The organism is Azotobacter chroococcum (assembly GCF_004339665.1).
GTDB lineage: Bacteria > Pseudomonadota > Gammaproteobacteria > Pseudomonadales > Pseudomonadaceae > Azotobacter > Azotobacter chroococcum.
This window is the reverse complement of record NZ_SMMU01000017.1, coordinates 72,956-86,934: the sequence shown is the minus strand read 5'-3', so window position 1 is coordinate 86,934 and position 13,979 is coordinate 72,956. Positions and strand designations below refer to the sequence as shown.

The 13,979-nt window shown below is 64.2% G+C and carries 14 protein-coding genes; 4 read left to right on the top strand and 10 right to left on the bottom strand.

The window, feature by feature from the left end; all coding sequences use genetic code 11:
• Positions 1-257 (top strand): hypothetical protein (locus tag EV691_RS23605; RefSeq protein ID WP_207901106.1); only part of this gene is annotated, 257 nt, incomplete at its 5' end.
• A 154-nt stretch (positions 258-411) separates the two neighbouring features.
• Here EV691_RS23605 and pssA read toward each other — a convergent pair.
• From pssA to EV691_RS14830, 4 genes are all read right to left on the bottom strand, one after another.
• Positions 412-1,227 (bottom strand): CDP-diacylglycerol--serine O-phosphatidyltransferase, encoded by an 816-nt coding sequence (gene pssA, locus EV691_RS14845; RefSeq protein WP_131297588.1) that lies wholly within the window; start codon positions 1,225-1,227, stop codon positions 412-414.
• A 150-nt stretch (positions 1,228-1,377) separates the two neighbouring features.
• On the bottom strand, positions 1,378-2,394 hold the full coding sequence (ilvC, locus tag EV691_RS14840; RefSeq protein ID WP_131297589.1) for a ketol-acid reductoisomerase: 1,017 nt from the start codon (positions 2,392-2,394) through the stop codon (positions 1,378-1,380).
• A 36-nt stretch (positions 2,395-2,430) separates the two neighbouring features.
• Positions 2,431-2,922, bottom strand: a complete 492-nt coding sequence (gene ilvN, locus EV691_RS14835) for an acetolactate synthase small subunit (RefSeq protein WP_039802115.1) — start codon at positions 2,920-2,922, stop codon at positions 2,431-2,433.
• A 2-nt stretch (positions 2,923-2,924) separates the two neighbouring features.
• Positions 2,925-4,649 carry an acetolactate synthase 3 large subunit gene (locus tag EV691_RS14830; protein ID WP_089169788.1) on the bottom strand — a complete coding sequence of 575 codons (1,725 nt, stop codon included), beginning with the start codon at positions 4,647-4,649 and terminating at the stop codon, positions 2,925-2,927.
• 398 nt (positions 4,650-5,047) lie between these two features.
• On the opposite strand from EV691_RS14830, the gene EV691_RS14825 reads away from it, so the two are divergent.
• A complete protein-coding gene (locus EV691_RS14825) occupies positions 5,048-5,476 on the top strand; it encodes a DUF4124 domain-containing protein (protein ID WP_207390149.1) in 429 nt (142 codons plus the stop codon).
• A gap of 15 nt (positions 5,477-5,491) precedes the next feature.
• Here the strand turns inward: EV691_RS14825 and EV691_RS14820 are convergent, their stop codons facing one another.
• The 3 genes from EV691_RS14820 to mrcB are packed head-to-tail and all read right to left on the bottom strand — an operon-like array spanning position 5,492 to position 8,914.
• Entirely contained in the window at positions 5,492-5,821 is a 330-nt protein-coding gene (locus EV691_RS14820; RefSeq protein ID WP_039802113.1) for a YqcC family protein, read from the bottom strand.
• Positions 5,821-6,555 (bottom strand): tetratricopeptide repeat protein, encoded by a 735-nt coding sequence (locus EV691_RS14815; protein WP_207390150.1) that lies wholly within the window; start codon positions 6,553-6,555, stop codon positions 5,821-5,823. Before EV691_RS14815 ends, EV691_RS14820 begins: the two co-directional genes overlap by 1 nt.
• Positions 6,556-6,571: 16 nt before the next feature.
• Positions 6,572-8,914, bottom strand: a complete 2,343-nt coding sequence (gene mrcB / locus EV691_RS14810) for a penicillin-binding protein 1B (RefSeq protein ID WP_131297590.1) — start codon at positions 8,912-8,914, stop codon at positions 6,572-6,574.
• Between the two features lie 116 nt (positions 8,915-9,030).
• On the opposite strand from mrcB, the gene EV691_RS14805 reads away from it, so the two are divergent.
• On the top strand, positions 9,031-10,593 hold the full coding sequence (locus tag EV691_RS14805; protein WP_207390151.1) for a bifunctional aminoglycoside phosphotransferase/ATP-binding protein: 1,563 nt from the start codon (positions 9,031-9,033) through the stop codon (positions 10,591-10,593).
• Positions 10,594-10,784: 191 nt separating this feature from the next.
• Here the strand turns inward: EV691_RS14805 and EV691_RS14800 are convergent, their stop codons facing one another.
• From EV691_RS14800 to EV691_RS14790, 3 genes are read right to left on the bottom strand one after another with little or no spacing between them, the layout of a single operon-like run.
• Positions 10,785-11,714, bottom strand: coding sequence for a ChaN family lipoprotein (locus EV691_RS14800; RefSeq protein ID WP_131297592.1), 930 nt, complete (start codon positions 11,712-11,714; stop codon positions 10,785-10,787).
• A gap of 9 nt (positions 11,715-11,723) precedes the next feature.
• Positions 11,724-12,491 (bottom strand): heme ABC transporter ATP-binding protein, encoded by a 768-nt coding sequence (locus EV691_RS14795; protein WP_131297593.1) that lies wholly within the window; start codon positions 12,489-12,491, stop codon positions 11,724-11,726.
• The gene (locus tag EV691_RS14790) at positions 12,491-13,534 is read right to left on the bottom strand and encodes a FecCD family ABC transporter permease (protein WP_089167251.1); all 1,044 of its coding nucleotides are present in this window, start codon (positions 13,532-13,534) and stop codon (positions 12,491-12,493) included. Before EV691_RS14790 ends, EV691_RS14795 begins: the two co-directional genes overlap by 1 nt.
• Before the next feature lie 118 nt (positions 13,535-13,652).
• Here EV691_RS14790 and EV691_RS14785 point away from each other — a divergent pair, with 118 nt between their 5' ends.
• Complete coding sequence (locus tag EV691_RS14785; protein ID WP_039802097.1) at positions 13,653-13,970, top strand: Rieske (2Fe-2S) protein; 318 nt, start codon at positions 13,653-13,655, stop codon at positions 13,968-13,970.
• The last annotated feature ends 9 nt before the right edge of the window (positions 13,971-13,979 follow it).

The window sequence follows — 13,979 nt, the reverse complement described above, 5'->3', positions numbered from 1 at the left end:
CGCTTGAGCCTTTCGTCTCAACCGAGGCCGCGCATTCTACAGCAGCCTTCGAACCTGTCAAGCGCTTCGATGAACTTTCCTTCACCGCCACCGCCCGCCTTGCCAACCCTCCAGAACCTGCAGCCAACCCCTTGATTTTCAAGGGTTTACGCAGCTCCTGCGAAGGAAGTGGGGCGCATTATAGGGCGTTAACTTTCGGCGTCAATAGAAAGTTGAAATATTTGGCTCATCGCACTTTTCCGAGAAAGACCACCTGAGAAGAAGTCAGCCCTCCCTGAAGCCATAGACCATGTGCCTGATCACTTTGATCCAACTGCATTCAGCTTCAGCAGGGAGAATGCATTCGGCATGCAGCGCCGGGGAGGATGCCCTTGAGCACAGCAGGCATACTTACCCCCGCACGCAGAGCAATCAGCCTGCCCGCTTTCGGCGCCACCATTGCAGCAGGTACTGCACAGGCCCTGAAACCGCATAAACAAGAAAAATCAGCAACAAAATCCGCGGAGGATCGCTGAACACCACGGCGAAGAGCAGCACCACCACCAGAATGGCGACAAAAGGCACCCTCCCCTTGAGATCCAGATCCTTAAAGCTGTAGTACTTGATATTGCTGACCATCAGCATACCTGTACCGGCTACCAGCAGAGCGACAAGGGAAGCAATGTTAGAACCCTGGATACCAAGGTCGCTGAAAGCCCAGACGGTGCCAGCCACCACTCCCGCCGCTGCCGGGCTGGCCAAGCCAATGAAGAAGCGCTTGTCAGCCTTGCCGATCTGCGTATTGAAACGCGCCAGACGCAAGGCAGCACCAGCCACATAGACAAACGCAATCATCCAGCCGACTTTCCCCATGCCGCTCAAGGCCCACTCGAAAGCAAGGATGGCTGGCGCCAAACCAAAGGCCACCATGTCGGAAAGCGAGTCGTACTCGGCGCCGAATGCACTTTGCGTATTGGTCAGGCGAGCCACACGCCCATCCAGGCTATCCAGCACCATCGCGACGAAAACCGTGGCCGCGGCTACATATAGGTTTCCATTGATTGCACTGACGATGGAATAGAAGCCAGCAAAGAGGTTGGCCGTAGTAAACAGATTGGGTAGCAAATAGATACCACGATGACGGACCTTGCGCCCCTCCGCGTCCCGCTCCTCCTCAACGTGCTCGTCGATGGGCAACAGACTTTCAGCTGCGGACCCTTTGTTGGACTCCTCCGGACGTTCGCTCATGAAAGCACCCTGCAGGTTCAGAAAGATTTTTAGCCGACGCCTGCAATGCACGTTTGCAGGCAGTCCGCTCCATGGGGCTTTATACCAGAAGCCCGATTCGCAACAAAAAACGCGGCCAAGGCCGCGTCTTTTTTATTTCATATGCCGAGCTTAGTTCTTGGTTTTGTCGACGATCTTGTTGGCAGCGATCCACGGCATCATGGCTCGCAGCTTTTCGCCGACAACCTCGATGCCATGAGCGGCATTGTTGCGGCGGTAGGCAGTCATCGACGGATAATTGGCAGCACCTTCGGTGATGAACATTTTTGCGTATTCGCCGTTCTGGATACGCTTCAGGGCATTGCGCATGGCAGCACGGGATTCGGCGTTAATGACCTCCGGGCCAGTCACGTATTCACCGTACTCGGCATTGTTGGAAATCGAGTAGTTCATGTTGGCGATGCCACCTTCGAACATCAGGTCGACGATCAGCTTCAGCTCATGCAGACATTCGAAATAGGCCATTTCCGGCGCGTAACCGGCTTCAACCAAGGTCTCGAAACCGGCCTTGACCAGCTCGACGCAGCCACCACACAGTACGGCCTGTTCACCGAACAGGTCGGTTTCGGTTTCATCTTTGAAGGTGGTTTCGATGATGCCGGTACGACCACCGCCGACGCCGCTGGCATAAGACAGGGCAACGTTCTTGGCATTGCCGGAAGCATCCTGGTAAATGGCGATCAGATCGGGAATGCCACCGCCACGGACGAACTCGGAGCGCACGGTATGACCCGGCGCCTTCGGCGCGATCATGATCACGTCCAGATCAGTACGCGGCACTACCTGATTGTAATGGATGGAGAAGCCGTGGGCGAAGGCCAGGGTCGCACCCTTCTTCAGATTCGGCTCGATTTCGTCCTTGTACAAACGCCCCTGGAATTCGTCAGGAGTCAGGATCATCACCACATCGGCAGCGGCAACGGCATCCTTGACACTCTTCACGGTCAGCCCATGAGCTTCAGCTTTGGCTACCGAAGCGGAACCAGCACGCAGGCCGACGCAAACATCAACACCGGAATCCTTCAGGTTGCAGGCGTGCGCATGCCCCTGGGAGCCATAACCGATGATGGCGACCTTCTTGCCCTGAATGATGGAGAGGTCGCAATCTTTGTCGTAATACACTTTCATGAGTTACCCCTGATATCAGGCCCGCAAGGCCTTTCGTTAAATAGTGAGTACTTTGTCGCCACGGGCTATGCCGGTGACGCCACTGCGCACGGTTTCCAAGATCGACGAAGTACCGATGGCGTGTAGGAAGCTATCCAGCTTGTCACTGGTTCCAGTGAGCTGGATGGTATAGACGCTGCTGGTGACATCGACGATCTGCCCACGGAAGATGTCGGTAGTACGCTTGATCTCGGCACGCTGGGCTCCGGTGGCCTTGACTTTGACCAGCAGCAACTCGCGCTCGATGTGCGCACTTTCCGACAGGTCTACCAGTTTGACCACCTCAATCAGCTTGTTGAGGTTCTTGGTGATCTGCTCGATCACCTCATCCTGACCAATGGTGGTCAGAGTCAGGCGGGACAGCGTCGGATCCTCAGTGGGCGCTACGGTGAGGGTCTCGATGTTGTAGTTGCGCTGCGAAAACAGGCCGACTACCCGAGACAGGGCGCCCGGCTCGTTTTCCATCAGCAGGGAAATGATGTGTCGCATGCTCAGGTCCGCTCCGTCTTGCTCAGCCACATATCGCGCATCGCGCCGTCTCTAATTTGCATCGGATAGACGTGCTCGCTGGTATCGACCGCGATATCAAGGAACACCAGGCGGTCTTTCAGGGCGAAGGCCTCCTCCATCATCGGCTTGAGGTCCTTCAGCTCGGTAATGCGCATGCCAACATGACCATAGGCCTCGGCCAGCTTGACGAAATCGGGCAGCGACTCCATGTACGAATGCGAATAGCGGCTGTTGTACTGCATATCCTGCCACTGGCGAACCATACCCAGCGCGCCGTTGTTGAGGTTGATGATCTTCACAGGCAGGTCGTACTGCAGGCAGGTCGACATTTCCTGGATGTTCATCTGGATGCTGCCCTCCCCGGTGACACAGGCCACATCGGCTTCGGGAAAATTCAGCTTGACGCCCATGGCCGCGGGGAAACCGAAGCCCATGGTGCCCAGGCCACCGGAGTTGATCCAGCGATTGGGCTTGGCGTACTTGTAGTACTGGGCAGCGAACATCTGGTGCTGTCCTACGTCGGAGGCGACGTAGGCATCGCCCTTGGTCACCTCGTAGAGGGTCTCGATCACTGTCTGCGGCTTGATGATGCTGCCGTCACCCTTGTCGTAGGGGAACAGGCCGCGCGCGCCACGCCACTCGTCAATCTGTTTCCACCAGCTGGCCACGACATCCTTTTGCGGCATCACACCGATCTCCTTGACGATGGAGATCATCTCGGTGAGCACGCTATCAACCGGCCCGACGATCGGAACGTCGGCCTTGATGGTTTTGGAAATCGACGCAGGGTCGATATCGACGTGAATGATCTTGGCATTCGGACAGAACTTGGCTGCCCCATTGACCACGCGGTCATCGAAACGCGCACCGACGGAGAGGATCACGTCGGAATGATGCATGGCCAGGTTGGCAGTGTAGCTGCCATGCATGCCGAGCATGCCGAGGAATTGCCGGTCGTTGCCCGGATAGCCTCCCAGCCCCATCAGGGTATTGGTCACCGGCAGATTGAGCATCTGCGCCAGCTCGGTCAGCTGGGCGGCAGCCCTGCCCATGATCACGCCACCGCCGGAGTAGAGCACAGGACGCTTGGCTGCCAACAGCATCTCAACGGCCTTGCGAATCTGCCCGGAGTGGCCACGCAGCGCCGGGCTGTAGGAGCGCAGCTTGACCTTCTTCGGATAAACGTATTCATACTTCTGGGTCGGATCGCCCATGTCCTTCGGAATGTCCACCACCACCGGACCGGGCCGGCCGGACTCGGCGATGTAGAAAGCCTTCTTCAGCACCTCGGGGATTTCCGAGGGATGCTTGACGATGAAGCTGTGCTTCACGATCGGCCGGGAAACGCCGATCATGTCGGTTTCCTGAAAAGCATCGCTGCCGACCATGGTGCTCGGCACCTGCCCCGAAATCACCACCATTGGGATGGAATCCATATAAGCGGTGGCGATGCCGGTGACGGCATTGGTGGCACCAGGCCCCGAAGTCACCAGCACCACACCAGCCTTGCCGGTCGCACGGGCATAACCATCGGCCATGTGGGTGGCTGCCTGCTCGTGACGGACCAGGATATGGGTGACTTCCTTTTCCTTGAACAGGGCATCGTAGATGTGCAGAAGAGCACCGCCCGGATATCCGTAGATGTATTTAACGCCTTCGTCGCGCAAGAAGCGGACGACCATTTCAGCGCCGGATAAAAGCTCCACGTTGTTCACCTCTAGAACGCCAGATTGCCGCCCTCGACCGGACGGCCTGAATAGGTTACTGCCAAACAGGCATGAGCGACGGTTGTCGCCGCCTACGCAGCGCTGTCGAGCAAGTATCGGGAGGCCCCAGAGTGTGTTGCAGGATTCTCCCACCCAGCGCGAGGTAACGCGTTGCGGGTGTATCAGGTCGGCGTGGGTGACGCCTCATGTCTGCTGAGCTGAAGCCCGCTTGCGGCGAACCCCACTGCAGCGAACCTTGAATTGTTCGGATTCACTCAGGCCAAGTCAAGTAATGCCTCGGGCTTTCGCCCCTTCTGCCGCTGTGACGGGATGCCATGAGGCGCACTATCGTTCCGGTATAGTAGCGCCAGGCCTCTACCGAGACTTAAGGAGTCACCATGCGACGCATGATCCTCACGAGCCTGCTGCTTACTCTGGGCGCAACCGCGATGGCTGGTCAGGTTTACACCTGGGTGGACAAGCAAGGCGTGACCCACTTCAGTGAGCAACCCCCAAGCGACCAGGCAAGCTCCACACTCAACACGGCCGCTCCGGCCCCCCGGCTGCCTGCAGCGGAAAAACTGCCGCCTGTACAGTCAAACGACCCCGACCAGGAAACCATTGAGCGCAAGGTGAAGCGTGACATCGCCATCCAGGAAGCCAAGCGCCAGGAATACTGCGAAACCGTACGCACCCACTTGGCCCAACTGGAGAACAACCCCAGACTGCGCACACAGATCAATGGAGAAATGCGCAGGCTGACCGAGGAAGAACGCCAGACCCGCATTGCCGACGCGAAAAGGGCCATAGAGGGCAGCTGTCGCTGAACCGGCCGGCGAGCCTCAGTCTCCGCTCGAAACCAGCCTATCGACCTCGCCAAGCGACTCCAGCAGACGCCCCAGCTCGGCCAACCGCTCGGCATAGACCATCTCGGCCATTGGCCGGATTCCCGATACAGCAGGGAGAGCGCTGCCACTCTCAAGGATCTGCTTCATCCGCGGCAGAAAGATCCACTGCAGCCACTCTTCGAAGGCGAGAGCGTCGATACAGAATGGCTGCTTGCTGGAGAGTGCCTCATCGCTCGGTGGCAAGCGAGCCCACAAGCCCAGAACGCGCAACTCCCGCTCGATCAGCAGCAGTTGCTCGGCCAGCGCCGGGATACGCGCATCCATCACAGATTGACCCGCGCCCGCTCGCGGGCCTGTGCCGCGCCAGCCGCATCGCCCTGGCGCTCGCGCGCCTGAGCGATCAGATTCCAAAGACTGGCCTGCAAGGCCGGGCGACCGCCGGCATAGGTCAAGGCGCGGCGCGCCAACTGCTCGGCTTGGGCGGCATCGCCCTGGGCCAGGCGCACCTCGGCCAATCGATAGAGCACCTGCGGCTCGCGCGGGGCGATGCGCTGCGCTCTCTCCAGGCTGGAGGCGGCACTATCCAGATTGCCACTGCCCTGCTCCCGCTGTGCGGTGGTGAGCAGCGCCAAGACCGGACCATCGAGCTGCTCGTCGGCAGCCAGATTTCCCGAAACGGCGGGGCTGCCGCCCGGAGCACCGCTCGGCGCACGGGGCACGGAATAGCCGGCATTACCGTCAGGCGTGGTGGCAGTAATCGGCTGGGAAACGATCGGCGCCACGCTGCCCGAAACACCCGATGCCGGATAGGACTGGATCGGCGCCGAGCTGGCCCCGCCCCCGGGCACCATCACCACCACCCCGGCATCCTCGACAGGAGCCGGCGCCTGGGAAGGCGTCGCTACCGGGGGGCGGGAGGTCGTACCGCTACCGCGCCCCTGCTGCTGGTCGTAAACCGAGCCACTCGCATCCACCACCGGGATCGAGCCATGCTCGACCGTCGCACAGCCACTCAGCAGCACGCTTGCCGCCACTGCACCAAACAACCACCTGTTCACCTGGCGCCCTCTTCGCTCAATTCGACCAGTCGCGCACCCAGTCCATGACATCCTGAACATTCTCGATCACATCCTGCACATTTTCGGCAGGCGCCTGCGGCAACCCACAAGGGGGTCCCGGTGGCGGCTCGCTACCCCGAATATAAGGCATCTGCACCGTATCCGGACAACCCGGCTCGGAGCCCAGCCCATTACGCGCATTCACCCAAACTTCGGTGACATTGTCCGGCACCGGCATGTCCAGCGGCAGCGGGTCGGCCTTGGCCATGAAGTCCGTCCAGACCCTCAGCGCACCGGTGGCGCCGGTCAGTGGCGTCTTGCCGTTGTCGTCGCGCCCCAGCCAGACCACCGCCAGCAGATCCTGACTGAAGCCGGCGAACCAGCTGTCGCGCGAATCGTTGGTGGTACCGGTCTTGCCGGCTAGATTCAGCGAGCGCGGCAGCCGGCTGTAGACCGAACGCCCGGTTCCCTCGCGCATCACCCGCTGCATGGCGTTCTGCAGCAGATAGATGGCCCCCGGATCGAAGCGCTGCTGGATCTGGAACGGGTAGCGCTTGAGCGGCTCGCCGGCGGAGTCCAGGACACTGCGGATGCCGCGCAGCGGCGTGTTGAAACCGCCGCTGGCGATGGTCAGGTACATGCTGGACACCTCCATCGGGGTCAACGCCCCGGCGCCCAGCAACATCGACGGATAGGCCGGCCACTCGCGCTCGACGCCCAGCCGCGCCAGGGTCTTTAGCACGTTCGGCACCCCCAGCTCGAGGCCGAGCTTGGCGGTCGACAGGTTGTAGGAGTTGGCCAGGCCCTGATAGAGATAGATGTCGCCATGGGCCTGGTGATCGTAATTCTGCGGACGCCAGAGCTGGCCGTCCTGGCCCTTCACCGAGAAGGGCACGTCCGCCACCCAGCTGGTCAGGGTGTACTGGCTGGGCTTCTCCAGCGCGGTGAGATAGATCGCCGGCTTGATCAGCGAACCGATCGGCCGCACCGCATCCAGCGCCCGGTTGAAGCCGGCGAAACGCGGCTGCCGACTGCCGAGCAGGGCCAGCACTTCGCCGGTTTCCGGATTGCTCACCACCATCGACGCCTCGACCGGATCGCCGCCCTTGCCGATGCGCTTGAAGGTGTCGTGCACCGCGGCCTCGGCCTTGTTCTGCAGGATCGGGTCGAGACTGGTGAAGATGCGCAGCCCCTCCTCGGTGAGGTCGGCCTCCTGGTAATCCTCGCGCAACTGGCGCTTGACCAGATCGAGGAACGCCGGATGGGCGCTGTTGGCCAGGCTGCCACGGGCGGTGACACCAAGCGGCTTCTGCTTGGCGGCAGCGGCCTGCGCGGCATCGATCACCGACTGCTCGGCCATCAGGTCGATCACCAGGTTGCGCCGCGTCATGGCCCGCTCGGGGTTGCGGCGCGGATTGTAATAGGTGGGTCCCTTGACCATCCCCACCAGCAGGGCGACCTGATGCGGCTGCAGCTCGGCCAGCGGCTGGCCGAAGAAATACTGGCTGGCCAGACCGAAGCCATGCACCGCGCGATTGCCGTCCTGGCCCAGGAACACCTCGTTGAGGTAGGCCTCGAGAATCTCGTCCTTGTCGTAGTGTAGCTCCAGCAGCACGGCCATCATGGCCTCGGTGGCCTTGCGTACCAGGCTGCGCTCGTTGCTCAGGTAGAAATTCTTCACCAGCTGCTGGGTCAGCGTGCTGCCGCCCTGGACCACCCCACCCGCGGCGGCATTGACCCACAGGGCGCGGACGATGGATTTCGGCGACACCCCGAAATGACTGAAGAATTCGCGATCCTCCACCGCCACCAGGGTCTCCACCAGATAGGGCGGCAGCTCGTTGCGCTGGACCAGGATGCGGTCCTCGTTGTGCGCCGGGTACAGGCCGCCGATCAGCAGCGGCTCCATCCGCACGACGGGCAGGTCGCTACCGTCGGCACCGCTCAGGCCGGACACATAATCGCCGGAGAAACGCACGCGGATCCTTCGGGCCGGCTCGTCGCCCTCGTAGAAGCGGAAGCCGCGGGTATGCAGATCGACAGTGTTGCCGGACACAGCCGCCGAGCCCGGCCCGGCAACGGCCTCGCGGCGGTAGCCGAGCGCGTCCAGTTCGGTGAGAAAATCCTGCTTCGACAACTTGAGACCGGAGAACAGCTCCAGCGGCCGGGCGTAGACCTTGGCTGGCAGCGTCCAGCGCTTGCCGGAGAATTTCTCCTGCACCACGGCATCGAGATAAACGGCAAAACCAGCCAGCACCACCAGACCTACCAATGCAAGCTTGGCGGTCCAGCCCAGCCAGGAACGGAGGGCACCGGAGCGACGTGGAGAAGGGGATTTGGGGGAGCGGGTACGAGTCATGGCGGCGCATTATACGCACTTTACCCACCCTCGATAGCGCAGCCCGGCGGTTTGCAGGGGCGGTCACAGCAGCCATAATGCGGCCTTCCGCCCCGACCGCCCAGCAAGGACTGACCGTGAGCCAAGCCCTGATCAACGCCCTGCAGAACCCCGCGCTCTACCCGCACGCGGTGACTGAGTTCAAGGTCATCGAGACTCACATCTCCTGGGTCCTGCTCACCGGCCCCTATGCCTACAAGTTCAAGAAGGCCGTCGATTTCGGCTTTCTCGACTTCACGAATCTGGCCGCGCGCAAGCACTTCTGCGAAGAGGAAGTGCGCCTGAACCAGCGCCTGACCCGCGACCTCTATCTGGAAGTGCTGCCGATCACCGGCAACGTGAGCGCCCCGCAGCTGGCCGGCGACGGTCCGGTCATCGAATACGCGGTCAAGATGCGCCAGTTCCCGCAGAGCCAGCTGCTCGGCGAAATGCAGGCCCGCGGCGAGCTCGCGCCCGAGCACATCGACGCCCTGGCCGAGCGGATCGCCAGCTTCCACCTGCAGGCGCCCAAGGTGCCGGCGGAGCATCCGCTGGGCAGCGCGGAGGCGGTGATGAGCCCGGTGCGGCAGAACTTCGAGCAGATCCGCCCGCTGCTCGCCGAAGCGGCCGACCTGCAGCAGCTCGACGCCCTCGAGGCCTGGGCTGAAACCAGCTTCGAGCGCCTGCGGCCACTGCTCGAACAGCGCAAGGCGGATGGCTTCATCCGCGAATGTCATGGCGATCTGCACCTCGGCAACGCCACCCTGCTCGACGGCCAGGTCGTGCTGTTCGACTGCATCGAGTTCAACGAGCCGTTCCGCCTGATCGATGTCGTGTGCGACGCCGCCTTCCTCGCCATGGACCTGGAGGACCGCGGCCTCAAGGGACTTTCCCGGCGCTTCGTCAGCGCTTGGCTGGAGCGGACCGGCGACTACGCCGCCCTGCCGCTGCTGAACTTCTACAAGGCCTACCGCGCCATGGTGCGCGGCAAGGTCAACCTGTTCCGCCTGGCCCAGGAGGAGTGCACCGAGCGGCGCACCGCCATTCTCCAGCAGTACCGCAACTACGCCAGCCTGGCGGAGCACTACAGCGCCATTCCCTCATGCTTTCTGGCCATCACCCACGGCCTGTCCGCGGTTGGCAAGAGCCATGTCGCCCAGCGGCTGACCGAAGAGTTCGGCGCCATCCGCCTGCGTTCGGACATCGAACGCAAGCGCCTGTTCGGCGAGCAGCAGGCAACCGACCAGGGCCGGCTGGCGAGCGGCATCTACAGCAGCCAGGCCAGCGAAGCGACCTACGAACACCTGCACCGGCTGGCGGCCGGCGCCCTGCATGCCGGCTTTCCGGTGGTGATCGACGCCACCTACCTGAAGCAGGCACAGCGCATGGCCGCCTGGCAGGTCGCCGAGAACAACGGCGCGCCCTTCCTGATCCTCGACTGCCAGGCGCCCGAAGCCCTGATCGCCGAATGGCTCGCCGAACGCCAGGCCGAAGGGAAGGACCCGTCCGACGCCACGCTGGAGGTGGTCAGGGCACAGCAGGCCAGCCGCGAAGCCTTGACCGAGGTCGAACAGCAACACAGCCGGCGGGTCGACACCCATCTCGCCGAGAGCCTTGACGACCTGGTGGCGCGCATGCGCAAGCGCCTCCCCGACCTGTAAAGCCCCTCCCCCACCGAAAGAAGGCGCCTGCAGGGCGCCTTCTTTCGGTGGGCGTTCGCGGAAGACCGGCAAAAAGTCGCAAACAGCGCTTGACCAACAAATGAGAAGCGTTATTATTTGAAAACTGATCGCGAGATCAGCGGTAAACTGACAGAGCGGCTACTCTTCAGGTTATCTCCTCATCAGGCTAATTACGGTTTTCGACCCGGCGCTGCCGGGTCTTTTTTTGCCTGTCCGCCGGCAGCGCGCATCTCGGCGCAATAGTCGCGGGCCGGCGTCGCCGGGGTGTACCAGACATAGTCGGCCGTCTCCGGCTCCACCGTCTCCCCCGCCTCGGCGAACAACAGCACGACGCTGCCGGCCGCTCCACCGAGATCGGCCAGGTGCAGGGGCACGCCCAGATCGCGCCGCACATGGTAGGTGCCGGCCAGCAGCAGGGCCGGCTGCGGTGCGCCCAGCAGGCGCTCGGCCATGCGCCGGTCGCGCTGCTGCTGGACGGCAAGCATCGCCGGCCACTGGGACTCCGGCAGCTGGCTGCAGTGGGAGGCGCCGATCTGCGCGAGCAGAGCCTCGCGCACCCGCGCGTCGGTCGAGGCCGCGCCGGACAGCATCGGCCGCTCGGCATAGACGCGACGCATCTCCTGCGTATCCAGATTGGCCGCCAGGACAGGATAGGGTTGCGCCAGCGCATAGCGCAGCAGCGGGCCGTACAGCGCCCAGTCCCAGCCCTGGCGCCAGGCCAGTGCCGCGGGCAGATCCGCCGGCGCGCGGCCGGCGGCGAACGCAGCCTGGATCGCCGCCACCCGGGCCTGCTGAGCAGGCTCGAGCATCTCCAGCAGCAGGCTGCCCTGCGCCCGCCGTCCAGCCAGGGCCTTGAGCAACCACAGCTCGAGAGCATGATGATCGGGGTTGTCGTGCTTCTCGCCGACCAGCAGCCGCGGCGCCACGGCCAGCCGCTCGACCAGCTGCGCCGGGGTCAGGCGCTCGCCGCTGCGCAGGTCGCGGATGAAGCCGGGCTCGCCATCCCGCCCGCCGCCGCCCTCCTGCCAGGCAGGCAATGGCGGCAGGCTCTGGCAGGCGGCCAGCAAGGCCAGGCCGATGAACAGCAATAATGAACGCATGGACTCTCCTCAGCGCGCCACGATCAGCGGATGCCCCCGCTCCGGGTGGCGCTGCACCAGTACATCGAGACCGAAGACCGCCTTCAACGGCCCGGCACGCAGGACCTCCTCGGGACAGCCGAGCGCCTGCATGCAGCCCTCGGCCAGCAGCAGCAGGCGGTCGCAGTAGCGCGCCGCCAGGTTCAGGTCATGGAGTATCGCCAGCACGGCCGTGCCCTGTCCGGCAAATTCCCGCACCGCCTGCAGAATGCTGTGCTGGTGTAGGGGATCGAGCATCGAGGTCGGCTCGTCGAGCAGCAACACCTGCTGCGCTCCGCCTGGCCAGAGCTGCGCCATCACCCGCGCCAGATGGACTCGCTGGCGCTCGCCGCCGGACAGGGTCAGGTAGCTGCGCCCGGCCAGATGGGTGGCGTCGGCCGCCGCCAGCGCCCGGGCAACGATCTCGGCATCGCGCCGCCGGCCGCTGGCATGCGGCAGACGACCGAAGCCGACCACCTCCTCGACGCGAAAGGCGAACTCCAGCGCCGGGCTCTGCGGCAGCACCGCCAGCCGGCGCGCCCGCTCCGGCCCCGGCCAGCCGGCCAGCGGCCGGCCATCCAGGCGGACCTGCCCCTCCAGCGGGCGCAGCTCGCCGCAAAGCGCCGCCAGCAGCGAGGACTTGCCCGCGCCGTTCGGTCCCAGCACGCCGAGCAGCTCGCCGGGCCGCAACTCCAGGTCGATGCCGCTCAGCACCCGCCTGCCGCCGCGCTGCACGGCCAGTCGCTCGGCCTGCAGCATCAGAGCGGCTCCCGCCGCAGCAGCCAGAGGAAGAAGGGCGCACCGAGCAGCGCCGTGACGATGCCGAGCGGCAGTTCGGCCGGGGCCAGCAGCAGGCGCGCCAGCAGGTCGGCGAACAGCAGCAGGCTGGCGCCGCCGAGCATGGCTGCCGGCAGCAGCAGCCGGTGATCCGGCCCGCAGAGCAGGCGCAGCAGGTGCGGCACCAGCAGGCCGACGAAGCCGACCAGCCCCGCCGCCGCCACCGCCGCGCCCACGCCCAGGGCCGTGCAGAGCACCAGCTCGCGCTTCAGCCGCTCTACCTCGAAGCCCAGATGGCGCGCCTCCGACTCGCCCAGCAGCAGGGCGTTCAGCGCACCGGCCCGACGCGGCAGCCAGAGCGCCACGCCGAGGGTCGCCAGCAGCAGCGGCCAGAGCCGGGCATAGCTGGCGCCGCTCAGGCTGCCCAGGTTCCAGAAGGTCAGCCGGCGCAGCGCGGCATCGTCGGCCAGATAGCCGAACAGGCCGATCGCCGCGCCGGCCAGGGCGCTGAGGGCGAGTCCGGCGAGCAGCATGGTGGCTACCCGGGTCTGGCCGTCGCGCCGCCCCAGCCGGTAGACCAGCGCGGTCACTGCCAGACCACCGGCGAAGGCGCTCGCCGACAACAGGTAGGGCGACTCCTCGGGCGGTACTCCAGCACCGAACAGCGAACCGCCGACGATCGCCAACGCCGCGCCCAGCGCCGCGCCGCTGGACACCCCGATCAGCCCGGGATCGGCGAGCGGATTGCGGAACAGCGCCTGCATCGCCACCCCGCTCAGCGCCAGCACGCTACCCACCGCCAGGCCGAGCAGGGCCCGCGGCAGGCGGATCTGCCCGACGATCAGCTCGGCCTGCTCGAGCCCCGCCCCGGACAGCGGCACACCGGCCAGCCGCAGCAGGGCCAGCAGGGAGTCGACCAGGGGCAGGCGCAGCGGGCCCAGCGCCAGCGACAGCCAGAAGGCGAGCAGCAGCAACAGGGTCAGGGCGATCAGCAGGACGCGGGGGCGGCGTACGAAGGCGCTCATGAAGGGATCTGGCAACAAAGGTGGCGGCAAGCATAAGAGGCGGCCCGGCCAACCGCCAGCGCACGGCTTCCGCCGCCGGCTGCCGGCGTGGATAATCCCGAGCTTTTCGGGAGATGCCATGCAGTTTCTCTGTGCCGGGAATGCCCTCGGCGAAGGACAAAGCCGCGGCTTCCTGCTGGAAGAGCGGAAACTCCTCGCGGTCCGCCGGGACGGCCGGATCTTCGTCTATGCCAACCGCTGCCCGCACCGCGGCATTCCGCTGGAGTGGCAGACCGACCGCTTTCTCGACGCCAGCGGCAGCCTGATCCAGTGCGCCACCCACGGCGCGCTATTTCTGATCGAGAATGGCGAATGCGTGGCCGGCCCCTGCGCCGGAGAGCACCTGCCGCGCATCGACTGCCGCGAGGACGAGGCCGGCATCTGGGTGCAGTTGTAACCTGCGCCC

What these genes read in the sequence shown, in the direction of transcription:
- EV691_RS14825 (WP_207390149.1), top strand. Translation starts at nt 5,048, where the DNA reads ATGCGACGCATGATCCTCACGAGCCTGCTGCTTACTCTGGGCGCAACC.
- pssA (WP_131297588.1), bottom strand. Translation starts at nt 1,227, where the DNA reads ATGAGCGAACGTCCGGAGGAGTCCAACAAAGGGTCCGCAGCTGAAAGT.
- EV691_RS14790 (WP_089167251.1), bottom strand. Translation starts at nt 13,534, where the DNA reads ATGAGCGCCTTCGTACGCCGCCCCCGCGTCCTGCTGATCGCCCTGACC.
- EV691_RS14800 (WP_131297592.1), bottom strand. Translation starts at nt 11,714, where the DNA reads ATGCGTTCATTATTGCTGTTCATCGGCCTGGCCTTGCTGGCCGCCTGC.
- ilvN (WP_039802115.1), bottom strand. Translation starts at nt 2,922, where the DNA reads ATGCGACACATCATTTCCCTGCTGATGGAAAACGAGCCGGGCGCCCTG.
- EV691_RS14820 (WP_039802113.1), bottom strand. Translation starts at nt 5,821, where the DNA reads ATGGATGCGCGTATCCCGGCGCTGGCCGAGCAACTGCTGCTGATCGAG.
- EV691_RS14785 (WP_039802097.1), top strand. Translation starts at nt 13,653, where the DNA reads ATGCAGTTTCTCTGTGCCGGGAATGCCCTCGGCGAAGGACAAAGCCGC.
- EV691_RS14795 (WP_131297593.1), bottom strand. Translation starts at nt 12,491, where the DNA reads ATGCTGCAGGCCGAGCGACTGGCCGTGCAGCGCGGCGGCAGGCGGGTG.
- mrcB (WP_131297590.1), bottom strand. Translation starts at nt 8,914, where the DNA reads ATGACTCGTACCCGCTCCCCCAAATCCCCTTCTCCACGTCGCTCCGGT.
- ilvC (WP_131297589.1), bottom strand. Translation starts at nt 2,394, where the DNA reads ATGAAAGTGTATTACGACAAAGATTGCGACCTCTCCATCATTCAGGGC.